The following is a 20,654-nucleotide window of genomic DNA, read 5'->3' on the forward strand; positions in this document are numbered from 1 at the left end:
TGACGGGCATGGAGCTGAAGATGTCGGCGTCGTACGACGCCACCCCCGAGGAAGTGTTCGCGATCGTGACGGACACCGCCTTCCGCGAGCAGGCCTGCGAGAAGACCAAGGCGCTGTCGTACGACGTCACGGTCAGCACGTCAGGTACCGACACGGTCGTCCGGGTCTCCCGCCAGATGGAGTCCACCGACATCCCCGACATGGCGCGGAAGTTTGTCGGCGACACCCTGACCGTCGTGCAGACCGAGACCTGGCACGCCGCCGCGGCCGACGGTACGCGGACCGCAGACGTGTCCGGCGAGATCGCCAACACTCCGGTGACCCTGAAGGGCACCGCCCGGATCGCCCAGGACGGTGCTCAGACCGTCCAGGCCATTGACCTCGACGTCAAGGTCGCCGTACCCCTGATCGGCAAGAAGCTGGAGCCGTTCGTCGTAGACGCCATCCGCTCGGGCCTCCAAAAAGAACACGACCTCGGCCACGACTGGTCCGGCAAGTAACCTCGCCCATCCTCGTCCAGGCCGTGTCGTTGCGCTGACTGCGTCGCCTCCGGTGGCAACCTGAGAAGAAGTGTTGCACCGGAGGTGACCCGTCTGATGCGAAGTTCCCTGCGAAAGAAGCACGATCGGACCCTGTCGACGACCGACACGGCCCAGTACTGCGCTTTCTGCGCCACCGTGATGCCCTTCGAACGCATCGAACCCTCGGACTACCTGGTCGACGAGCCCGACGAGTGGATCTGCGTCAAATGCGGCTCCGCCCTCCTGGTAGACCCACCCACCCAACAACTCCACCAATCCGCCTAAGTGTGAAGAAGCCCCGGGGACTGGGGACAGGCTATTTCCTGTCCCACGACCCCAGCGGCTATCCCCAGTTCCCGACGCGTCCTCACAGCCGCTGGGTGTGGGTGTCGGCGGTGGTGAGGTTTTTGCGCATGGTTTCGCGTACTTCGGGGGGCCAGGGGCCGGTGTTGGTGAGGGGGATTTCGGTCATGAAGCGGCGTTCGGGCTCGGGGATGGTGGTTACCACGAGATGCGGATCGTCGACGACTGCCGCGTAGAGCCTCGGGCCGTCGGCGCCGAAGAGGTCCGCGGCGACCAGGCGGCCGTCCGCGTTGCGCATGATGTTGTCCGGGTTGTCGTCCAGCTTCGGCGCGAACCACGGCGACTCCCGGAGCCCTCGCTCTTGCACCCGCCGTACGACATCCGCAAGCTCCGCGACCTCCGGCTCCCGTGCGGCCAGCGCCCGGTGGAACTCAGCCGCCTCGTCCGCATCGACCGGTTCGAGCCACTCCATGATCTGCAGGTCCCCGCCACCCACCAGCCGACGATGCGCGAACAGCCGCGGTACCTGACGGGTGTGCGCCGCCTCCCGATACAACGCCACCGTGTACGGCGCAGTCGGATCGAACGGACTGATCCGCGCAGCCGCGCGACCATCCGGAGCCCGCAACGCAATCGCCCAGTCCCCCGCCCCACAAGGAGTCCACCCGGCGTCCCGCAGTGCCCGCTCCGTGTCCCGGTGGTCGGCTTCACGCCCCAGCAACCTGAGTGCCTCGTCGGGTGTCACGTTGGCGAGGATAGGCAACCGCGTGTGTCGCCGCCTCCGAATAAGATCTACAGCGGCGGGCCGAAGGCGCAGGTCACCCGGGTTGCACGCGTGGGGTCGAGAGCGTTGACCACCAGTTGGGCGACGGTCGGGTCGAAGGCGAGGCCGACGTGGCCGACCGGATCCAGCGGGCAGGTTTCCTGGACGTACTCGTTCGTCACGCCGGGCTCGCGGATGAACGAGGTCTCGTGCGGTGTCACCAGGGCGTCGAAGCGGGAGGCGATCACGGTGTACCTCACGCCTGGCTGCGCGATCGGGCCCGCGGTCACCTTTGCGACGGCCGATCCGCCGACGATGAGCTCGTCGCACGCCGGGCAGCCGAACTGCCGCAGAACCTGGTCGACGAGCGGGCTGAGGCCGAGGTAGTCACCGACGCTGACCAGCCCGCCGAACGTCGTACCGTGCGTCGGCGGCGCCAGTGCGATCACCTTGCCGACCTGGTCGGCGTACCCGAGGACCTTCGGTCCGTAGATGGACTGGAATCCACCCTCGGAGTGCCCCACGATGTCGACCTTCGCCGCGCCGGTCGCCTGGCGGACTCGCTGGACGAATGACGCGATCTCCGCGGACGATTGCGCGATCGAGACCGTGCCGCCGACCGGGATCGCCGGGGTTGCCTGGCCGTAGGTGAGGGTGAAGGCGCAGTAGCCCTTCGCGGCCAGGAACGGGCCGAGGTACGAGTAGTTGCCGGGGCCGTTGCCGCCGAGGCCGTGCAGCAGGACGAGCGGATTCGGATGCGCGGCCGACGGTTTGCACGTCCAGTCGTCGAACCCCGACGACACCGCACCAGCCGTGGTCGCGGTGGCAGTCGCGGTGCCGGAGGTGACGGCTCCGGTCAGGAGGACGGCGGCGAGCAGGCCGGCGGCGGTTCGGCGGAGGCGGTAGCGCATGACAACTCCCCGTGACAGTATCGATGAGTGATCAGTAGATCACGGGTAGTGGAGCATGTCGGCAGGTTATAAACAAGAGCTCGTGTTCATAACAAGACCTGTCGGTTACGGATCCGCCACTCGGGGTAGTGTCCAGCGCATGAGTCGCACGATACGGGGACTGGACGCCGGGCAACGCCGGGCCGAACGACGCGAGCAGTTGCTGGACGCGGCGCTGAAGCTGTTCGCCGACAACGGATATCTCGGTACGTCGATCGAGCAGATCTGCAGTACGGCGTACATCGGGACGAAGAGTTTCTACGAGCTGTTCACCAGCCGCGAGGAGTGCTATCTGGCGCTGCTCCGGCGGACCTCCGAACGCCTCGAGGAGCGCATGGAAGGCGCCGCCGCGCAGGCGACCGGCAACGAGCGGCAGGAGGCGCCGCGGCTGCTCGCGATCTTCGTGCATGCACTGGTCGACGATCCGCGGATCACCAAGGTCACGTTCGGCATGGCGTCCGGCATCTCGGAAGCGGTCGAACGGCAGCGCCGTACCAACCGGCGGTGGGCGGCCGGTTTCCTCATCCAGCTCTGGGACCGGTACGACGGACCGCAGCCCGAGGAGCAACGCACGGCACGGCACAGCGTGGCGATCGGGCTGATCGGCGGCATGTTCGACCTGGTCTCCGACTGGCTGCTGGACGCGGATCTCACCGCTCCGCCGCAGGTCGAGGCGCTGATCGACGACCTGACCACCTTCTACATCACGGTACGCCGGGGCCTCGCGACCTGAACCTCAATCGAAGACGAGCGTGCGAAGGGCGACATGTCCTTCCTCGTCGATGACGTAGTGGGCGTGGCCCTCGTCGTCGACCGCGACGCCCTCGACCCGGCGTACATCGCCGAAGTGGTGGATCACCTTGCTACCAACAACCCCGCCGGCCTCGGGCGGTAGTTCGAAGCGGATGTGTTCGGAGTCCGCGAGAGCACCTTCCGGGTGGTCCGCGAGTACCGTGGCCGACTTGCCCGACGCATCAAGGTCGCCCACAACAGCGTCGAACACGTCGCCGCCCCTCGTATCGAGCGCCCGCAGCCCCACCGGCGCCTCCACGCTGCCTGCATCGCCAAGGATCCAGACGTTGCCACAACGCGGTACGGCGTCCGGATCGTCGAACAGCTCGCCGACGTTCTCGAGCTCCACCAGCACCGGATGCCCGTCGGCAGTCACCGGGTACCGCAGCCCCAGCAAAAGGTTGCCGTTGGCACGGAACTCGGCCGCCTCGACGTTGATCGGGTGATCAGCCGGGCGAATCGTCCCGTCCCAGCTCTTGGCCTTCAACTGTCCACGAGCGATCGTCGCCTCGACGTATGTCTGCCGTCCGAGCCGCCCGACAGGCAGCAGGTCGACGTCCGCGAGCGCGTCGTTCACCGCCCGATGCAAACCGAACCGGAACCGCACGATCTCCATCGAGACGGACTCGTCGCCGGCGATCGACTGCTCCGCGACCCGGGCGATCCAGGACCGCTTGGCCGACAGCGGCCCCGCCTTCTTCCCGAACTGCGAACCGAGCAGGTACACGTACCCGTCGCGCGCAGCGCACGCCTCGGCATCCTCGGTCTTACCCGCGCTCAGGCCTGCGTCGGCGTGGATCCGCCGGGCCGACCAGCCCTCGTCGAGTGCCGCTCCGGCGTCGTGCACGAGCAACGCGAGCGCGTCCTCCGCGGTCGTCTCGTCCAGGACGGTGACGAATGCCCGGTCCCATCCGTGCCGCGCCAGGACGTCAGGCGTGAAGACGCGGCACAGATCGGAGGCTTCGTTCGGCTCGAGGTGCAGATCAGTCGCATGCATACCCGGGGAACGACGGGCCCGGCGGAAGTGCTCCCACCGGCCGCCGATTCCCGGGTAATCCCCGATCAACCCTGATGCGGGTAGCGGTAGTCCGTCGGCGGGGCGAAGGTCTCCTTCATCGACCGCGGCGAGGCCCAGCGGATCAGGTTCCACATCGAGCCGGCCTTGTCGTTGGTGCCGGACGCCCGCGCGCCGCCGAACGGCTGCTGCCCGACGACCGCACCGGTCGGCTTGTCGTTGACGTAGAAGTTCCCGGCCGCGAACCGCAGGTACTCCGCCGCCTCCGCGACCGCATGCCGGTCCTGCGCGATGACCGCACCGGTCAGCCCGTACGGCGCCGAGTGCTCCATGCCCTGCATCACGCTCGCGTAGTCCGCGTCGTCGTACACGTGCACGCCCAGGATCGGGCCGAAGTACTCAGTCGTGAAGATCTCGTCGGTCGGGTCGTCGGACACCAGCAGCGTCGGGCGGACGAAGTACCCCTCGCTGTCGTCGTAGGTGCCGCCAGCAACGACCTCGATCGAGTCCGTCGCCCGGGCCCGGTCCAGCGCCGCCTTGTGCTTGGCGAACGCGCGGTCGTCGATCACGGCGCCGATGAAGTTCGACAGGTCGGTGACATCGCCCATCGTGATCGCCTCGGTCTCCGCGACGATGTCGTCCCGGATCCGGTCCCACACCGAGCGCGCGACGTACGCCCGGGAAGCCGCGGAGCACTTCTGCCCCTGGTACTCGAACGCGCCGCGCATCATCGCGGTCTTCACCACCGCCGGGTCCGCGGACGGGTGCGCCAGGATGAAGTCCTTGCCGCCGGTCTCCCCGACCAGCCGCGGATAGGTCTTGTACGACGCGATGTTCGTGCCGACCGTGCCCCACAGGGACTGGAACGTCTTCGTGGAGCCGGTGAAGTGGATGCCAGCCAGATCCGGGTGGGTCAGCGCCGCCTTGCTGACGTCGATGCCGTCACCGGTGACCAGGTTGATCACGCCGGCCGGCAGGCCCGCGGCCTCGAACAGCCGCATCGTCCAGTGCGCCGCGAACTGCTGCGTCGGCGACGGCTTCCACACCACGGTGTTGCCCATCAGCGCCGGCGCGGTCGGCAGGTTGCCGGCGATCGCGGTGAAGTTGAACGGCGTGATCGCGTAGACGAAGCCCTCAAGCGGCCGGTAGTCGACCCGGTTCCACACGCCCGGGGACGAGATCGGTTGGTCGCTGACGATCTGCCGCGCGAACGCCACGTTGAACCGGAGGAAGTCGATCAGCTCGCAGGCAGCGTCGATCTCGGCCTGCTGCACGGTCTTGGACTGGCCGAGCATGGTGGCCGCGTTCAGGGTGTCGCGCCACGGGCCGGCCAGCAGGTCGGCGGCCTTCAGGAAGATCGCCGCACGGTCGTCGAAGGACAGCGAGCGCCAGGCCGGAGCGGCCGCCAGGGCCGCGCCGACGGCGGCCTTGCCGTCCGCCTCGGTCGCGTTGCCGAGCGTGCCGAGCACGTGCGCGTGCTTGTGCGGTTGCACCACCTGGATCGGCGTACCGCCACCCAGCTTCTGCTCGCCGCCGATCGTGCAGGTCAGGTCGATCGCACCCGCCGCGGTGAACTCCTTGAGCTTGGCCTCGAGACTCGCGCGCTCCCCGGAACCAGGCGCGTACCCCTTGACGGGCTCGTTGGCAGGCGTCGGAACAGCGGTAACCGCATCCATCGTGCAAGCTCCTCTACTGGGTGGGGGCCGGTGTGGGTGGGCGGCCTTGCCCGTTGATGACACAAGCATGGTGCCATGACTCACCACGGGAAACGAACCTGACCACAAAACCGACCACAAGACCTACTGGTCCGGTCGAAAAGCACCCACTCCACGCCGCACTATTCGCAGCATACGTTCCACTCGAGCCGGCTCCGCAGCAGCCATTCCGGCGGCGATCTGCAGCAGGTCGATCGGGTCGACGTCCGCCCTCAGCAACCCCGCCCGCTGCGCCCGATCGACGAGCCGGCCGACCGTCTCGGACATCGCCGCATGCCACTCCTCGTGCAAGCCGGACCGCCGCGCCGACGGCTCGAGACTGCGGGCCAGATCGCCCTTCTCCGTCACATGGCGGACGAACGCGTCCAACCAGTCAAACAGCCCGTCGAGCGGGTCATCCGCCTCGGGGACCTCGCACAGCTCCGCGACTTCCTCCGCATACACGGCGACGATCAGGTCGTCCCGGGTCGGGAAGTGCCGGTACAGCGTCGCGTTGCCGATCCGGGCGCGCCGCGCGATCTCGTCCAGCGGCGCCTGGGTGCCGAACTCGGCGAACACCGCCCGTGCGGTGCCGATCAGCTGGTCGCGGTTCCGCCGGGCATCGGCCCGTAGCGGCTTAAGTGGGGACATCCCTGGTTACACTAGCACTAATCGGGGACTTCCCCAGTTAGGAGCAACGATGGACGCGACCGACCGGATCGCCATTACCGAGCTGATCAATCTGCACGGGCATCTCGTCGACAGCGGGGAGCGGTACGACGGGTTGTTCACGCCGGACGTGGAGTACGACGTGTCGGATCTCGGGGGTGGGGTGATCACCGGGCGCGCGGCGCTGTGGGAGGCGGGGCTGGCAATGGGCGAGAACAATCCGGTGGGGCATCACGTGACCAACATCGTGCTGACCGAGGTCGGGCCGGACGAGGTGACCGCTCGGTCGAAAGCCATCGGGATCATGGCCAACGGGAGTTGCGCGAGCCTCGTCTACGAGGATGTCGTGGTGCGGATGCCGGACGGCTGGCTGATCAGTCGGCGGAAAGTGGTTCCGAGGCGCCGGCCCTTGGGGCGGTAGTTCGCGGGCCGGCTGACCTCTAGCGGCGCCAGGGCATGTGTTGGAGGGCCCATGTGTTGCCGTCCGGGTCCTTGAACCAGGCGTAGTACACACCGCCGAGGTCCTCGGTTTCGCCGACCTCGACACCGCGCCCGATGAGTTGCTGACGCGCGGCCTCGATGTCCTTCACGACCAGATGCAGAGCGCGCATTGACCCTGGCTCCATGTCCGCCATCGGCAGACCCCGGAGCAGGCTGATCGAGCAGTACGAGCCCGGCGGCGTCAGCTGTACGACGCGGACACCGTCGGCCGGCGACACGTCCACGTCGACGTTGAACCCGCACTGCTCGGAGTAGAACCGCTTCGCCCGGTCGATGTCGGACACCGGCACCGGGATCAGCTCGAGCAGGAACGCCCCGGGCTCGACCACCGGTGCACCGGGGTCGTCGGGAATCTCCGAAGCATCCTTCGGGATGTCTGTTCGCTCGCTCATGCGGACTTCTTCGTAGCCTTCTTGGCAGCCTTCTTCGCCGGCGCCTTCTTGGCGGCAGCCGCCTTCTTGGCCGGTGCCTTCTTCGCCGCGGCCTTCTTGGCGGGTGCCTTCTTGGCCTCGGCCTCGCCGGACCCACCACCCGCGCGACGCGCCTTTGCCGCCTCGACCGAGGCACGCAGCGCGGCGACCAGGTCGACGACCTCGGCGCCCTCTGTCTCCTCTTCCTCGGACTCCGGCAGCGGCACGCCCTCGGCCTTCGCCTGGACGACCCTCTCCAGCGCGTGCCGGTACTCGTCGTGGTACTGGTCCGGGTCGAACTCACCGCGCAGCGTGTCGATGTACGACGACGCCATCGCCTTCTCCTGCGACCGGATCTCCACGTCCTCCGGCGGTGCCGCGAACGCCTTGTCCCGGATCTCGTCCGGCCACAGCATCACCTGCAGCACCAGGACGTCGTCGACCGTCCGCAACAGCCCCAGGCTCTCCCGCGACCGCAGCGCGACCTTGACCAGTGCATACAGCTCGGAGCCCTCGAGCGCGTCCCGGAGCAGTACGTACGGTTTGGCACCAGGTCCGCCGTCGGCGGCCAGGTAGTACGACTTTCCCAGGTACAGCGGGTCGACCTGGTCGGCCGGCACGAACTCCAGCACGTCGATGACCTTCTTGCTGGACAGCGGCAGGTCGGCGAAGTCGTCCGAGTCCAGCACCACCATCCGGCCGTCCGCCATCTCGTACCCCTTGCCGATGTCGGAGTACGGCACCTCTTCGCCGTCGATCGAGCAGATCCGCTTGTACTTGATCCGGCCCCCGTCGGCGACGTGCACCTGACGGAACGAGATGTCCTTCTCCTCGGTCGCGGAGAACACCTTGATCGGGATCGTCACCATCCCGAACGAGATGGCCCCCTTCCAGATCGCCTGCATCGCCATCAGCTCCCTAAGTGCGCTGTCCGCCGCGCGGCCCCTCCGCCGCGAGCAGATCGGGGATCTCCTGTGTCGCGTACCACATCAGGTCTTCAGCCTCGCACGAATCCAGGGCGAACACCGCGTTGTCGTCACCGCTCTGTGCCGCCTCCCAGAGGTCCGCGGCCTTGCCGATCACCGTGGTCGCCTGCGCCGCGTCGATATGCACGGACGCCACCGACCGCCACGGAATCACCACGTGCAGCTCCAGCCGGGCGTCACCGAGCTCCACGGACCCGTCGGCGGGCGGTACGGCGCTGACCTCGGCCGCGATCACCACCCGTCTCCGAGTGGTACCCGGATCGGCGGCCAGCAGTCCTACCGAGGCGCGGGCCGCCTGCGCCATCGCGGCGTACTCCAGCTCCTCGTCGTCGCCTTCGACGTACCACTCGCGCAGCGCCGGTGTCACGCCGTACGCCGTCAGCGGCGCCGGGCCGACCTCGCCGGCATTGCACGCCGCGCCCAGCAACGGGAGCGTGGATGGGACGTAGACCCTCATGAGCCCGCCTTCTTGGTCTGTTTCTTCCGGCCCCGGGAAGCCCGGTTCCGGCTGCCCTTGGTGGTGTCCAGCAACTCGTCCAGCGCATCGGTCACACATTGGGCGAAAACAGCGAGGTCCGGCATGGCAGTGCGGTCCGCGTTCAGACCGTAGTACACCTTCCCGTCGTACGACGTGACGCCGACCGACAGGCCCTGACCGGGCATCAACGGAACCACCGGGTACGACGCGAGCATCGGGGCACCCTGCGCGTACAGCGGGAACTGCGGACCCGGCACGTTGGTGATCACCACGTCGTCGATCGGCCGGACCGTGGCGGTCGCGACCCGGGCGGCGAGCGCATGCAGCGTCGTCGGGGCGAACCCGGCGATCCCGACCAGCGAGCGGGCGCTGACCGCGCGACCGGTGTCCTTGTGCACCTTGGTCTGGTACGAGATCTGGTGCAGCCGCATGACCGGGGAGTTCTCGCCGACCGGCAGGTTCACGCTCGAGGCGATCACCCGGGAGCCGAGCGAGGTGGGCTCGTCGTCCTCGTCGTCGCGGATGCTGACCGGGACCACGGCGCGCACGCTCCGCGTCGGCCCGACGCCCTCGCCGCGGGTCATCATCCAGGCCCGGAACGCGCCCGCGACCACGGCGAGGATCACGTCGTTGACCGTGCCGCCGTGGGCTGCGCGGATGGTCCGGTAGTCCTCCAGGTCGGTCTGCACGGTGGTGAACCGCCGCTGACCCGATGTCTTCACATGCAGTGAGCTCTCCTGCGCATGCCGCTGCGCGACGAGGGAACCGACCACGTCGCCGAGCACCTCACGAACCGAGGTCGAGCCGGTCAGGCTGGCCATCTCCGCGCGGGCCAGCTCCAGGACCGCGCTGGGGTGCTTGGTGGCGTCGGCGAACACCCCGGCGAGCAGCTCCAGCGCGGACGGCGGGTGCTCCGGCTGCCAGGTGTCCGTCGGCGTGTCCTTGGGCTGCGCCGTCGAGTCCAGCACCACCTGGCCGATGTCGACCGTGCTGTTGCCGTCGACAAGCGCTTGATGGGACTTCGCGATGATCGCGAACCGGTCGCCCTGCAGGCCCTCGACCAGGTACATCTCCCACAGCGGGCGGGCCCGGTCGAGCCGCCGGGACATGATCCGGGCGACCAGCTCCAGCAGCTGCGCGTGTGTGCCGGGGCGCGGCAGGGCGGAGCGCCGTACATGGAAGGTGATGTCGAACTCTTCGTCGTCCACCCACACCGGCCCGGCGAACCGGCCGGGCACGTGCTGGACCCGCTGCCGGTACTTCGGCACGAACGTGATCCGGTCCCGGATCAGCGCCACCAGGCTCTCGTAGTCGAACCCCTCGTCACCGTGCACCGGCGGCTCGAAGATGTCGACCGTCCCGACGTGCATCGGGGTGGCCGGCGACTCGGCCTTGAGAAAGGTGAGGTCGAGCGACGTCAACCGGTCGGGCACGGCGGTCACCTTCCTCTCAGTTCGACGGATTCTCACCCTAGCGGGCCCCACGGACAGTGGGCTGCGACACTGCTTGTACGGGAACACTGAGCTATCCGTGTTCGTCAGGCAAGAGGGTGCGTCTCGCACCTCGATATGTCACATGACCCCTCGAAAGGCTCCTGGACCGATGCGTTCGACGCTCACTCGCGGTGCCGCCACCGCTCTTCTGCCCGCCCTCGGCATGCTGGTCCTGGCCGGCTGCGGCGGAGACAGCACCGGCGGCACGACCACCCCCTCGCCGAGCGCCCCGGCCAGTACGCCGACATCGACCCTCCCGACCAGCACCCCGACCCCGGGCAAGCCGAACACGAGCTCGCCGTCGAACACCGCCGACCCGTCCGGTGAGCAGGCGGACGTCACCGTCGACGTCACCGTTGCCAACGGCAAGGTCAACCCGAGCGGCGCGACGATCAAGGTGAAGGCCGGCCAGACCGTGCTGGTCAAGGCGGTCAGCGACTCCGCCGAGGAGCTGCACATCCACGGGTACGACAAGGAGCTGGAGCTCACCCCGGGCAAGCCCGCCTCGGTCAAGTTCACCGCGAACATGAAGGGCACCTTCGAGGTCGAGACCCACAAGAGCGGCAAGCTCGTCGCCAAACTTGTCGTCTCGTGATGTTGCCCCTTCATGGGATCGGTGGTCGTCAGGACCTGCCGGTTCCGTTCGGGCTGGCGGTCGGTGGGGCCGCGGTCGCGGTCGCGCTGTCGTTCGTCGTACTCGGGCTGGCCTGGCGTAATCCGAAGTACCGCGGTGACGCGTCCGGCGTACCGTTGCCGACCGCAATCACCCGGACCGTCGACGCCGGCTGGTTCCGGTGGGCGGTCCGGCTGCTCGGGCTGGCGACCTTCCTGTACGCGATGGTCTCGCTGGTGTTCGGCGTCGACCGGCTGACGAACCCGATCTTCGGCTTCATCTACATCCTGGTGTGGGTCGGGCTGGTGCCGATCTCACTGGTCTTCGGCCCGGTCTGGCGGACGCTGAACCCGCTGCGCACCCTCCACCTGCTGCTGTCGAAGCTGCTCCGCCAGCCGCCGTCCAAGGGCCTGCTCGAGCTCCCGGCCTGGGTGGGTCTGTGGCCGGCCACGCTGGGCATCTTCGCGTTCACCTGGCTGGAACTGGTCGCGCCGGACCGCGCCACGATCCCGGTGCTGCAGGCGTGGATCGCGCTGTACGTCGTGATCACGATGTTCGGAGCGGTCATGTTCGGGGACCGCTGGTTCGCGCAGGGCGATCCGTTCGAGGTGTACGCGACCCTGATGTCGCGCCTGTCGCCGTGGGGTCGCCGTACCGACGGACTGCTGGTGCTCCGCCGGCCGCTGGAGAACCTCGACGGCCTTCGCGCGCAGCCCGGACTGGTGGGGATGGTGGCGGCGCTGCTCGGCTCGACGGCGTACGACGGGTTCTCGAACTCGTCGTCGTGGATCGGCTGGGCGCAGAACCAGGACATCTCGATGACCTGGCTCGGCACCGGCGCGCTGATCGTCTTCATCCTGTTCGTGCTGATCACGTACTCCGGTGCGACGGTCCTGGCCGGCCGGCTCTCCGACAGCTCGCGGACTTCGCTACCGGGCCTGTTCGCGCACTCCGTCGTACCGATCGCCTTCGGGTACGTCGTCGCGCACTACCTGACCCTGTTCATCCTGGAGGGGCAGCGGACGCTGATCTACCTGAGCGACCCGCTGAGCAACGGCGCCAACATCTTCGGCACCGGCCTCCTCGCGGTGAACACCGGCATCACCAACCACAGCACGGCAATCTCGGTCATCCAGGTCCTCGCCGTGGTCTGCGGTCACCTGCTCGGAGTCACCTCGGCCCACGACCGCGCGGTCGCCCTGTTCCCCCGCGCAAAGGCCCTGGCCGGCCAGCTCCCCCTACTGGTCGTCATGGTCGGCTACACCTGCGGCGGCCTACTACTGCTCTTCTCTTCTTGAGCCTTCGGTAGGCCGCGGCTCGTGATCACCAGCAGGATGAAGGCGATCATTCCGACGATCAGGTGGGAGTTGCCGGGGATCGACTGCCAGAAGGTCCAGTCGAGCTCGCGGTCGTCGCGGAACGGGACCCACCAGATCGAGCGCAGGACGAACAGGCCGTAGAACAGTACGCCGGTGACGACCGCCGGGTTGAGGCCCCAGACGCGGTTGACGCCGCGGATCAGGCTCACGCCGAGCGGGATGATCCACACCCAGTGGTGGCTCCACGAGATCGGCGACGCGTACAGGACCGCGAGCGCCATCACGGAGATCGCGGTGACGCGCTCGCCGGCGAGCCAGTACTTCCGGGCCAGCCACAGCACCGCCAGCCCGAACGCGGCCGACAGCACGAACCAGGTCGGCTGCACCCAGCTCGCCTCGTCACCGATCCGGTGCAGGAACCCGTTGAACGACTGGTTGCCGGTGTAGGCGAGCCCGCCGACCCGGTTGGCGTCCAGGATCACGTCGGTCCAGTACCGCCACGATTGGTGCGGCACGATCGCGAACCCGATCGCCATCGTCGCCAGCAACCCGAGTACAGCGTTGCGCAGCGCCCGCCACTGCTTCGTGACCACCAGCAGCGCGAGGATCGGCAGCGGGGTGAGCTTGATTCCGATCGTCACGCCGAGCCAGAACCCGCGCAGGCGCGCGTCGTTCGGCCGGATCAGGTCCAGCAGGATCATTGCGGTCAGCAACAGGTTGATCTGGCCGAACTGGATCGTCTGCCAGACCGGCTCGAGCAGCAGCGACAGTACGGTCAGCGCGATCAGCACCGCCGTACGCTTCCGCTGGGTGACGAACGACCAGAACGTCTTTGTCAGGCTGGCCCGCCACAGCGCGGTGATGGACAGCACCGAGATCGTCGTCCAGACCACCAGCGCGACAGCCCACGGTACGGCGCCCAGCGGGACCATCGCGATCGCGGCGAACGGCGGGTAGGTGAACGGAAGGTTCGAGCCGCCGGGCAGTTTCGCGTCGTACAGCGAGTCGCCGTGCAGCAGGACCGAGCCGCCCATCCGGTAGACGCGCAGGTCGATCATGCCGCCGTACAGGTGGCCGATCCAGGCGCCGAGCGCCACGAGGACCGCGCATCCGGCGATCGCGATGACGACGCGACGACGACCGGCCGCACGAGTTGGGGAGGAGGGAGGGGTGGTCACGGTCACGTCAGGTCGGCTCCGAACAGGGTTTCCAGCGCTCGCCGGGTGTCGTCGTACTCGGTGTGAAGAATCGCGGTCATCCCGACCGCGCGGGCGCCGTCGACGTTGAGTTGCAGGTCGTCGACGAACACACATTCGGCCGGCTCGAGGCCGAGCCGCTCGGCGGCGAGCTTGAAGATCTCCGGCTCGGGTTTGCGCAGGCCCACCTCGCCGGAGATGACGATGTCGTCGAACATCCCGTCCCAGGTGTCCCGCGGGTAGGTGTTGCCCCAGGAGTTCGACAGCAGCGCGGTCCGGATCCCGCGCTCGTTGACGCGGCGGACCAGCGCGGACATCGCGGGCTGGTGCTCGAAGTGCGCGAACATCCGCTCGATCAGTCCCTCCGCGGGGACCGGCGTACCGTCGCGACGGACCAGGATCGAGGCGAGCTTGCGCTCGAAGTCAGGGACGGCGATCTGGCCGCGTTCGAGGGCGTGCACCGGGTTGAGCTCGGCGGTCACGCTCTCGGACGGGAGCCATTTCATGACTGCTTCGAGGTAGGAATCGAAGTCGAAATCGTCCAGTTCGGCCCAGCGCCGCAGCGCCGGTTCGAGGCCCGAGGTGAGCACGCCGCCCCAGTCCACCAGCAGACCACGCGGCACCGACCGCTCCTCAACCATGCGCGCAAGCCTACTCAGACGGCAGTCGCCCTAACCCTCCCGACCCTCACCCTCACACGCTGTGCGCACTCCACGATCAGTGGTTGTATTCGATGCTGACGTCACCCGAAGACGTCTTCGCGGTGATCGTCCGGCTGGCGTTCGGATCGATCTTCACGTTCGCCGACTCGTCGCCCGACGACGTGTCCGTGTCCACCTTGTACGCCTGGTCGCCGGACGGGATCCGGATCGAGACGTCGCCGGAGCTCGTCTTCGCCTCGATCGTCTGCGGGGCGACGCTGAAGTCCAGCGACGTACTCCCGGAGCTGCTGTGCGTCGTCACCGAGGTCGAGGCGAGCCCGTCCGCCTCGAGATCACCCGAGCTCGACTTGAGGTCCAGCGGTCCGCGGACGTCGTGCACCTCGATGTCGCCCGAGCTGCTCTTCAGCTCCGTCACACCCTCGACCCCGTTGACCGTCATATTGCCGCTGCTGGTCTCGACCGTGAGCTTCACGTCCCGCGGCACCGTCAGGACGTACGTCGTCTTGCACCCGAACGACAGGAATCCACAACCACCGCTTTCCAGCTCGAGCTTGCCTTCACCCTCGTCGTACTTCTCGTTCGGGTCCGAACCGAACACGTTCCGCTCGGACTGCCGGTCGACCTTGACCTCGGTCCCGTCGCCGGGCCGCACCTCGACCGTCGCGGAACCACCCTTCACGAGCAGCGAACTGCCCTGCACCGGGTAGCTGGTCTGGCTGTTCTTGGTGCCCTCGGTCAGTCCGGTGAGCGCCCAGTACGCCCCGCCGAGGATGAGGGCGACGGAGATCGCGATCCCGTACCGCCGCTCGACGCTCATCGAGCTCCGCGGCCGGCCTTGGACATCGGACATGACGCTCCCTCAAGTGCGGGTCGAAGTGCTTCCAACACTGGCACATCGCGGCCCTGCTGTCGGCGGGGATGTCCCCCAGATCCCCACCGACTCGACCCTGAGTGTCCGGGTTCAGGCAGGGACGGAATGGAGGTCGTTCGCGACCGCCGTGGCGAGCTGCTGGAACGCCTTGCGGAGCTTGCTCGACTTCGCGGCCTCGGCCAGACTGCGCCCGTGCGCGACCGCGGTGTCCGTCGCGCTCAGGTCGTACGGCAGCAGGGCGGCGTTGTCGATCCCGGCGTACTGACGCAGCGCATCCAGCGCCGCGTCACCCGGCGAACCGCCGAGCGACCCGGACCGCAGCCGGTTCACCACCACACGGGTGTTGACCGACGGTACGACGGCGCGCAGGTCGTGGACCGCACGGATCAGGCGGGTCAGACCGACCGGGTCCGCCGTACCGACGACAACCACTTCGTCGGCCTCCTCGAGCGTCACCACGGTCGCCCCGTTGCGCCGCGGCGCCAGCGAGTCGAACGAGATCTCCTCGTCGGTCTCGATACAGAACCCGGCGTCCACCACCGTGATCGGGGCCAGCGTCCGCGCGGTCGACCAGATCGCCTCGACCGCCGCGGGTCGCAGCTCCGTCCACCGATCGGCCCGGCTGAGTCCGGTCAGCACCAGCAGATGCGGGTTCATCTCGCGCGCATGCCGGGCGAGCATCACCATGTCGAGCGAGCCGTTCGAGGCCGATCGCGCCGCGGCGGCCAGCCCGGACGTCTCGTCGAGCATCCCGAGCATCTGCGCAACGGTCCCGCCGTACACGTCGACGTCCGCGAGTAGCGTCGGGACCCGTTTCGCCGCGAGTTCACAGGCGAGGTTGACCGCGACCGTCGTACGCCCGGGCGCGCCGGTGGGTCCCCAGACCGCGACCAGTCGGCCGGTGCCCTGCGGGAAGGCGGCCGGCTGCGGGTTGGCGGCATTCTCCGGCGAGAGCGGGACGAATCCGCCCGCGAAGTGCGAGCTCGTGACCGGCGGACCGGCGTCGACCGCATCGGAGATCGCCCGGCCGAGGTCCGCCGGGCTCACATCGGCGGGCAGGATCCGCTCGATCCCCATCCGGCTCAGCCGGTCCTCGGCGCCGAACGGGGCACCGGTCTCCAGAGGGTCGACCAGGGCGAGTACGGCGATACCGCGGGCATACAGCGCGGCGACCGCATCGGACGACAGCCGCGGCAACGCGTCGGCCAGCAACACCGCACGCGCTTGACCGCTCGCAGCCGCCGCCATCACGTCAGCGACGTCGACACAGCGCCGTACGATCCGGATCCCGGGAGCGCCCTCGGTCCGCCGTACGACGTCTGCTTCCCAGGGCGCTCCGGTAACGGCCAGCAGTACTGGGACCGTCATCAGCCGTCCTTCCGAACCAGGGTCGGCTCGCCGGTGCTGATCGCGGTGAGGGCGGCCGGGATACGAGGCAGATCGGCCGAGGCGAGAGCGATCGTCACCTGTCTGCGCGCCGAACCGCCGGCGACACCCTTCACCGAGTCGATCTGCAACACGCGGACACTGCTCCACAGCGACCGGGCGGACTGGCCCTCCTCCTTCGGCACCACCCACACGTCCACCACATCGCCGGGCGCGGTGTCGGACGGCAAGCGACCGGCCGCCACCGACAGCGGGAACTCGGTGCGGTCCTGGTCGGACTTGGGTACGGCGGCGTCCTTCGGCACGAACTCGCCCTGGCCGACCGTCCGCCCGACGACCAGGCCCTTCAGATCGGCGTCGGCCGACAGGTACCGCCCCGAGTCGTCACCACTGGTGAAACGGACGCGAACCGTGGTCAGGTCGTCGTCGGTCAGCGGGGTCCCGGCCTTGAGCTCGTGCTTGGCCGCCCAGATCGTGGTGGTGTCGTCGGCGGACGACAGCAGCTTGGCTCCAGCCAGCGCGGTGACGGCGACCAGCAGCACGCCGAGCACCAGACGACCGTCCTTCCAGCGCGCCTTCCGGTTGCGCTGGGCCGGTGCAGCCGGCGCCCCGAAGCCACTTCGCACTGCTGTCTCGACCACTTCGTCTCCCCAGTCGGTCCTTTTGATCCCGGGACATTCTGCCTGGTGACCGCTCGCAGGGTGAACGGTCATCCACAGGCTGTCATGGCCTGGGGACAAACTCGGTCATCCACTCGCCAACCGTGGCAAACTGAAGGAACCAGCCAATATCCGAAGGAGCACGACGATGCCGGGTCCCCGTTTCCTCCAGTTGGCCGACGTCGCCGAGGTCCTCAACATCTCCGCCAACCAGGTGTACGCACTGGTCCGCCGCGGCGACATCCCCGCCGTCAAGATCGGCGGCCGCGGCCAATGGCGAGTCGAGTCGACCGAGCTGGAGAAGTACATCGAACGCCTCTACACCGAAACCAAACAGTTCATCGACACCCACCCCTTCGGCGAAGAAGTCGACGCCACCGAAGACGCCAACCTCTAGCCCCACCTCCCTCGGCGGGCTGGCGCCAGAGGGCTGGACACAGGAAATGGGGACTGGGGACAGGTAATTGCCTGTTCCCACACACCGGGAGGGGTGCACTGCCGCGGTGGCTGGCCGGAAGCTAGCGGCGGCGGAGGGCGCGGAGGGCCTGGGTGGGGACCAGGCGGACGTTGTAGACCTCGCTGCGGCGGCGGGGTGCGTCCAGTGGGTGCTCGGCGAGTTCCAGGAAGTCGGCGCCGACCCGGTCGATCGTGCCGGTGACCGGACCGCCTCCACTGCAGAACAGGGTGACCGGTGAGCGATCCCGGGCGATCCCCCGCAGCAAATGCGCGAGGCCGAGTTTCCCCTCGACGGCTCCGACCGCCGGCTCCGCCCACGGTCCCAGCCGGTGTACGGCGACCAGCGCGTCGACCGGGATCAGCCACTCCTCGTAGCGCTCGGTCTCGAGCAGCAGGCAGTCCTTCCCGACCCGGCTGAGCAGCCCGCGGACCGGCTCCGCGTCGATCAGTTCGACGCGTACGACGGTGTTCACCGCCCCGCGCAGGCGATCCAGCACCGTGATCTTCCCGACCTCGGCGCGGATCCGATCGGCCACTTCGCCGTACAGATCACTCTCCTGGAGCGCCTCGAACTGCGACTCCAGGTCCGCGAACAACGCATCCCACCGCATGACCGTGAACCTACCGGTCCCGGGCATCACCGCGCCCTGCGACGGTCACCGTCCGCAGCGGAAACCGACGCAGCGTGCGTTAAGGACTTGCAAAGCTGCCGTAGAACCGGTCTATAGTGGTCAAGCCAAAGCAAACTAAAGCAAACTCATAGGTCGGGGGCGAAGCGGGATGAACGCGACGATCCGGGTGATCAAAGGCACGCTCGCGCTGGCCGGACTGGCCGGGCTCTACCTGCTGCTGCGGTGGATCACCGCGGGCTCGATCAGCGGCCTGCGGACGTACGACCTGGACTCGCTGACCGTTCTCGCCGTCGGCACGGTCGCGTGGATCGCGTACGGGTGGCTGGTGCTGGCCGTCGTACTCACGGCGCTCGAGCAGATCCCCGGTGCGGTCGGCGCACTCGCCGGAGCCGTCGCAGGCCGGATCACAACCAAGACCGCTCGCGCCCTTCTCCGCTCCGGCCTCGGAGTAGCCGCCGTCACTCCCCTGACCGTCGGCGCCGCCCACGCCACCCCCGGCGACACCGCCCACGTGAGCCAGTGGACCCAGCCGTCCTCGACCACCCAGTCCACCAACCACCGCGCCACCGAGCCCCACTCCACGGTCCAACTCCGCGGCACGGACACGTCGTACCGCCACACCGAGCCCCACTCCACGGTCGAGCTCGGCGGCACCGACACGTCGTACCGCTCCACCGAGCCCGCCTCGACCGTCGAGATCGGCAACACCGACTCCACGCCACAAACTCCTCAGGCTCACACCAACTACCGCGCCACCGAGCCGCCCTCCCAAGTCCGCCTGACCAACCCCACCACCCCGAGTCGGCCCAGCACGCCAGGCGCGCGCACGGCTGGGCAGGCGGATGGCGGGCGGGACGGCGGGAAGGACCTGCCCGAGGGTGGGCGCCCCCGGGTGGGTGTGCCGGATCGGCCCACCGCCGGTGCACCGACCCGGTACACGAACCTGCGACCATCCGTGCCGGTGAGGGTCGTCGTACGGAAAGGCGACTCGCTCTGGAGCATCGCCGCCCGCGAACTCGGCCCCAGCGCGACTGCCGATGCAATCGCCGCTCGCTGGCCGGACTGGTACGCCACGAACCGCCACGTGATCGGGAACGACCCTGACCTCATCCTCCCCGGGCAGGTACTCCGCATCCCGCCCGCGCCCACCGGCGACCACCTCCCGCCCCACCCCCAGGAGCAGTGACATGAGCCAGCCCCACAACCTCCAGCCGGAAGATCTCCCGCTGGAAGACGTCCAGCCCGCTGCTCCTCTCACCGCCGTCCCCACCCGTACGACGGACCGCACCGGAGCCTGCGCCGCTCAAGAAGACCCCGCCCCCACCCACCCGGACGCAACGGAGGCTCCCATGGCCATCCCAACCCCGACCTCACCGTCAACCAAGCCAGCCCTCCAGCCCGAGCCGAGCACTACGGCCGCAGAGACTGCGGTCGCTAGCACCGCGGTTGCTGACACTCCGGTTGCTGGAGCGGCGATTGCTGGGGCGGATGTGATGGGGATGCTGGCTGAGGTGGCTCGGCCTCGGTTGGCGTCGGTTGGTGGTGGGTTGGGCGAGCACACTGTGCCGGCCACCGCGCGGTACGCCGAGGAGCTGACGGATGGGGCGTTGGCCCTGCGGCTGCAGGCGATCACCCGGCTCGGCGTCGCGTCCGCGCCGCGGCACCTGTCGAGCATCAACGCATCCGCCGAAGACGTGCTTGGTGGCGCAGCTCGCTCGGAGGCTGCGGGCGGTGGGGCGGCGAAGGAGGGCCGGAAGCTCAGTGTGGTGCCGCCAGTTGCAGGCGCCACGGATGTGGTCGCGGCGCCTGGGCAACCTGACGGGGCCCGGGCGTCGCTCGAGACAGCCGACACAAACCCGGCCGACACCGCCGCCAGCACCGCGCCGGAGGTTGTCAAGCGGGTGGCTGGTGGGCGGGAGGGTCGGCCAGGCGCGGCTCCGGCGTTGCCGGAGGTTCGGGTTTGGGGGGCTCGGTTGGCGCAGGCGGTATCGGAGGTGCTGGCGGGGGATCGGCCGATCTCGCAGCTGGTGCGGTTCACCGATGACGTGGTGTTCATGGAACTGAACCGGCGGGTGCGGATGCTCGGGATGAACTCCACCGCAGGTATACGCGGGGCGAAGGAGAAGAGCATGGTGCGTTCGGTGCGGGTGTTCATGCCGGACCCGTGCATCGCCGAGGTCGCCGCGCACGTGCGGCACGGGCAGCGTTCGCGCGCGGTCGCGTTTCGCCTCGAGGTCCGCCGCAACCGCTGGGTCTGCACCGCGCTCGAACTCGGTTAGAGCGCG

General features: G+C 68.6%; 24 protein-coding genes. 9 read left to right on the forward strand and 15 right to left on the reverse strand.

Annotated features, from left to right (window positions below):
* Positions 1-8 precede the first annotated feature (8 nt).
* Positions 9-500, forward strand: coding sequence for a DUF2505 domain-containing protein (locus EV649_RS09025; protein WP_130382348.1), 492 nt, complete (start codon positions 9-11; stop codon positions 498-500).
* A gap of 96 nt (positions 501-596) precedes the next feature.
* Positions 597-806 carry a hypothetical protein gene (locus EV649_RS09030; RefSeq protein WP_130382350.1) on the forward strand — a complete coding sequence of 70 codons (210 nt, stop codon included), beginning with the start codon at positions 597-599 and terminating at the stop codon, positions 804-806.
* Positions 807-888: 82 nt separating this feature from the next.
* On the opposite strand, the gene EV649_RS09035 is transcribed toward EV649_RS09030, so the two are convergent.
* A complete protein-coding gene (locus tag EV649_RS09035) occupies positions 889-1,569 on the reverse strand; it encodes a hypothetical protein (RefSeq protein WP_130382352.1) in 681 nt (226 codons plus the stop codon).
* A 47-nt stretch (positions 1,570-1,616) separates the two neighbouring features.
* Entirely contained in the window at positions 1,617-2,498 is an 882-nt protein-coding gene (locus EV649_RS09040) for an alpha/beta fold hydrolase (protein ID WP_130382354.1), read from the reverse strand.
* Positions 2,499-2,637: 139 nt separating this feature from the next.
* Between EV649_RS09040 and EV649_RS09045 the strand changes: the two genes are divergently transcribed.
* Entirely contained in the window at positions 2,638-3,270 is a 633-nt protein-coding gene (locus tag EV649_RS09045) for a TetR/AcrR family transcriptional regulator (RefSeq protein WP_130382356.1), read from the forward strand.
* 3 nt (positions 3,271-3,273) lie between these two features.
* Here the strand turns inward: EV649_RS09045 and EV649_RS09050 are convergent, their stop codons facing one another.
* From EV649_RS09050 to EV649_RS09060, 3 genes are all read right to left on the reverse strand, one after another.
* On the reverse strand, positions 3,274-4,326 hold the full coding sequence (locus EV649_RS09050; protein ID WP_130382358.1) for a hypothetical protein: 1,053 nt from the start codon (positions 4,324-4,326) through the stop codon (positions 3,274-3,276).
* Between the two features lie 65 nt (positions 4,327-4,391).
* A complete protein-coding gene (pruA, locus tag EV649_RS09055; RefSeq protein WP_130382360.1) occupies positions 4,392-6,020 on the reverse strand; it encodes an L-glutamate gamma-semialdehyde dehydrogenase in 1,629 nt (542 codons plus the stop codon).
* 123 nt (positions 6,021-6,143) lie between these two features.
* The gene (locus EV649_RS09060; RefSeq protein WP_130382362.1) at positions 6,144-6,689 is read right to left on the reverse strand and encodes a TetR/AcrR family transcriptional regulator; all 546 of its coding nucleotides are present in this window, start codon (positions 6,687-6,689) and stop codon (positions 6,144-6,146) included.
* Positions 6,690-6,738: 49 nt separating this feature from the next.
* Here EV649_RS09060 and EV649_RS09065 point away from each other — a divergent pair, with 49 nt between their 5' ends.
* Positions 6,739-7,128, forward strand: a complete 390-nt coding sequence (locus EV649_RS09065) for a nuclear transport factor 2 family protein (protein ID WP_130382364.1) — start codon at positions 6,739-6,741, stop codon at positions 7,126-7,128.
* A 19-nt stretch (positions 7,129-7,147) separates the two neighbouring features.
* Here the strand turns inward: EV649_RS09065 and EV649_RS09070 are convergent, their stop codons facing one another.
* From EV649_RS09070 to EV649_RS09085, 4 genes are read right to left on the reverse strand one after another with little or no spacing between them, the layout of a single operon-like run.
* Positions 7,148-7,600, reverse strand: coding sequence for a VOC family protein (locus tag EV649_RS09070; RefSeq protein WP_130382366.1), 453 nt, complete (start codon positions 7,598-7,600; stop codon positions 7,148-7,150).
* The gene (locus EV649_RS09075; RefSeq protein WP_130382368.1) at positions 7,597-8,523 is read right to left on the reverse strand and encodes a Ku protein; all 927 of its coding nucleotides are present in this window, start codon (positions 8,521-8,523) and stop codon (positions 7,597-7,599) included. The genes EV649_RS09070 and EV649_RS09075 overlap by 4 nt, the downstream gene beginning before the upstream one ends.
* Positions 8,524-8,536: 13 nt before the next feature.
* On the reverse strand, positions 8,537-9,061 hold the full coding sequence (locus EV649_RS09080) for a hypothetical protein (protein WP_130382370.1): 525 nt from the start codon (positions 9,059-9,061) through the stop codon (positions 8,537-8,539).
* Positions 9,058-10,515 carry a wax ester/triacylglycerol synthase family O-acyltransferase gene (locus EV649_RS09085; protein ID WP_130382372.1) on the reverse strand — a complete coding sequence of 486 codons (1,458 nt, stop codon included), beginning with the start codon at positions 10,513-10,515 and terminating at the stop codon, positions 9,058-9,060. The genes EV649_RS09080 and EV649_RS09085 overlap by 4 nt, the downstream gene beginning before the upstream one ends.
* Positions 10,516-10,684: 169 nt before the next feature.
* Between EV649_RS09085 and EV649_RS09090 the strand changes: the two genes are divergently transcribed.
* Positions 10,685-11,170 carry a cupredoxin domain-containing protein gene (locus tag EV649_RS09090; protein WP_130382373.1) on the forward strand — a complete coding sequence of 162 codons (486 nt, stop codon included), beginning with the start codon at positions 10,685-10,687 and terminating at the stop codon, positions 11,168-11,170.
* Entirely contained in the window at positions 11,170-12,486 is a 1,317-nt protein-coding gene (locus EV649_RS09095) for a hypothetical protein (protein WP_130382375.1), read from the forward strand. Before EV649_RS09090 ends, EV649_RS09095 begins: the two co-directional genes overlap by 1 nt.
* Here the strand turns inward: EV649_RS09095 and EV649_RS09100 are convergent.
* From EV649_RS09100 to EV649_RS09120, 5 genes are all read right to left on the reverse strand, one after another.
* Positions 12,447-13,691: a glycosyltransferase 87 family protein gene (locus EV649_RS09100; protein ID WP_241997898.1), complete on the reverse strand. Its 1,245-nt coding sequence runs from the start codon at positions 13,689-13,691 to the stop codon at positions 12,447-12,449. The genes EV649_RS09095 and EV649_RS09100 overlap by 40 nt on opposite strands.
* Positions 13,688-14,344 carry an HAD family phosphatase gene (locus tag EV649_RS09105; RefSeq protein ID WP_130382377.1) on the reverse strand — a complete coding sequence of 219 codons (657 nt, stop codon included), beginning with the start codon at positions 14,342-14,344 and terminating at the stop codon, positions 13,688-13,690. Before EV649_RS09105 ends, EV649_RS09100 begins: the two co-directional genes overlap by 4 nt.
* A gap of 76 nt (positions 14,345-14,420) precedes the next feature.
* Positions 14,421-15,215 carry a DUF4097 family beta strand repeat-containing protein gene (locus EV649_RS09110; protein WP_130382379.1) on the reverse strand — a complete coding sequence of 265 codons (795 nt, stop codon included), beginning with the start codon at positions 15,213-15,215 and terminating at the stop codon, positions 14,421-14,423.
* A 111-nt stretch (positions 15,216-15,326) separates the two neighbouring features.
* On the reverse strand, positions 15,327-16,604 hold the full coding sequence (locus tag EV649_RS09115) for a hypothetical protein (protein WP_130382381.1): 1,278 nt from the start codon (positions 16,602-16,604) through the stop codon (positions 15,327-15,329).
* A complete protein-coding gene (locus tag EV649_RS09120) occupies positions 16,604-17,263 on the reverse strand; it encodes an SAF domain-containing protein (protein ID WP_130382383.1) in 660 nt (219 codons plus the stop codon). Before EV649_RS09120 ends, EV649_RS09115 begins: the two co-directional genes overlap by 1 nt.
* A gap of 166 nt (positions 17,264-17,429) precedes the next feature.
* On the opposite strand from EV649_RS09120, the gene EV649_RS09125 reads away from it, so the two are divergent.
* A complete protein-coding gene (locus tag EV649_RS09125) occupies positions 17,430-17,678 on the forward strand; it encodes a helix-turn-helix domain-containing protein (RefSeq protein ID WP_130382385.1) in 249 nt (82 codons plus the stop codon).
* 121 nt (positions 17,679-17,799) lie between these two features.
* Here EV649_RS09125 and EV649_RS09130 read toward each other — a convergent pair whose 3' ends face one another.
* Positions 17,800-18,348, reverse strand: a complete 549-nt coding sequence (locus tag EV649_RS09130) for a hypothetical protein (protein WP_130382387.1) — start codon at positions 18,346-18,348, stop codon at positions 17,800-17,802.
* Positions 18,349-18,517: 169 nt separating this feature from the next.
* Between EV649_RS09130 and EV649_RS41085 the strand changes: the two genes are divergently transcribed.
* Both EV649_RS41085 and EV649_RS09140 read left to right on the forward strand, forming a co-directional pair.
* Positions 18,518-19,555 carry a LysM peptidoglycan-binding domain-containing protein gene (locus EV649_RS41085; RefSeq protein WP_198682367.1) on the forward strand — a complete coding sequence of 346 codons (1,038 nt, stop codon included), beginning with the start codon at positions 18,518-18,520 and terminating at the stop codon, positions 19,553-19,555.
* Between the two features lie 361 nt (positions 19,556-19,916).
* The gene (locus tag EV649_RS09140; RefSeq protein WP_130382389.1) at positions 19,917-20,648 is read left to right on the forward strand and encodes an Rv3235 family protein; all 732 of its coding nucleotides are present in this window, start codon (positions 19,917-19,919) and stop codon (positions 20,646-20,648) included.
* The last annotated feature ends 6 nt before the right edge of the window (positions 20,649-20,654 follow it).

Source organism: Kribbella sp. VKM Ac-2569 (assembly GCF_004216905.1).
In the GTDB taxonomy this organism is placed as follows: domain Bacteria; phylum Actinomycetota; class Actinomycetes; order Propionibacteriales; family Kribbellaceae; genus Kribbella.

What these genes read in the sequence shown, in the direction of transcription:
- EV649_RS09025 (WP_130382348.1), top strand. Translation starts at nt 9, where the DNA reads ATGGAGCTGAAGATGTCGGCGTCGTACGACGCCACCCCCGAGGAAGTG.
- EV649_RS09030 (WP_130382350.1), top strand. Translation starts at nt 597, where the DNA reads ATGCGAAGTTCCCTGCGAAAGAAGCACGATCGGACCCTGTCGACGACC.
- EV649_RS09040 (WP_130382354.1), bottom strand. Translation starts at nt 2,498, where the DNA reads ATGCGCTACCGCCTCCGCCGAACCGCCGCCGGCCTGCTCGCCGCCGTC.
- EV649_RS09045 (WP_130382356.1), top strand. Translation starts at nt 2,638, where the DNA reads ATGAGTCGCACGATACGGGGACTGGACGCCGGGCAACGCCGGGCCGAA.
- EV649_RS09050 (WP_130382358.1), bottom strand. Translation starts at nt 4,326, where the DNA reads ATGCATGCGACTGATCTGCACCTCGAGCCGAACGAAGCCTCCGATCTG.
- pruA (WP_130382360.1), bottom strand. Translation starts at nt 6,020, where the DNA reads ATGGATGCGGTTACCGCTGTTCCGACGCCTGCCAACGAGCCCGTCAAG.
- EV649_RS09060 (WP_130382362.1), bottom strand. Translation starts at nt 6,689, where the DNA reads ATGTCCCCACTTAAGCCGCTACGGGCCGATGCCCGGCGGAACCGCGAC.
- EV649_RS09065 (WP_130382364.1), top strand. Translation starts at nt 6,739, where the DNA reads ATGGACGCGACCGACCGGATCGCCATTACCGAGCTGATCAATCTGCAC.
- EV649_RS09070 (WP_130382366.1), bottom strand. Translation starts at nt 7,600, where the DNA reads ATGAGCGAGCGAACAGACATCCCGAAGGATGCTTCGGAGATTCCCGAC.
- EV649_RS09075 (WP_130382368.1), bottom strand. Translation starts at nt 8,523, where the DNA reads ATGCAGGCGATCTGGAAGGGGGCCATCTCGTTCGGGATGGTGACGATC.
- EV649_RS09080 (WP_130382370.1), bottom strand. Translation starts at nt 9,061, where the DNA reads ATGAGGGTCTACGTCCCATCCACGCTCCCGTTGCTGGGCGCGGCGTGC.
- EV649_RS09090 (WP_130382373.1), top strand. Translation starts at nt 10,685, where the DNA reads ATGCGTTCGACGCTCACTCGCGGTGCCGCCACCGCTCTTCTGCCCGCC.
- EV649_RS09095 (WP_130382375.1), top strand. Translation starts at nt 11,170, where the DNA reads ATGTTGCCCCTTCATGGGATCGGTGGTCGTCAGGACCTGCCGGTTCCG.
- EV649_RS09105 (WP_130382377.1), bottom strand. Translation starts at nt 14,344, where the DNA reads ATGGTTGAGGAGCGGTCGGTGCCGCGTGGTCTGCTGGTGGACTGGGGC.
- EV649_RS09110 (WP_130382379.1), bottom strand. Translation starts at nt 15,215, where the DNA reads ATGTCCGATGTCCAAGGCCGGCCGCGGAGCTCGATGAGCGTCGAGCGG.
- EV649_RS09115 (WP_130382381.1), bottom strand. Translation starts at nt 16,604, where the DNA reads ATGACGGTCCCAGTACTGCTGGCCGTTACCGGAGCGCCCTGGGAAGCA.
- EV649_RS09125 (WP_130382385.1), top strand. Translation starts at nt 17,430, where the DNA reads ATGCCGGGTCCCCGTTTCCTCCAGTTGGCCGACGTCGCCGAGGTCCTC.
- EV649_RS09130 (WP_130382387.1), bottom strand. Translation starts at nt 18,348, where the DNA reads ATGCGGTGGGATGCGTTGTTCGCGGACCTGGAGTCGCAGTTCGAGGCG.
- EV649_RS41085 (WP_198682367.1), top strand. Translation starts at nt 18,518, where the DNA reads ATGAACGCGACGATCCGGGTGATCAAAGGCACGCTCGCGCTGGCCGGA.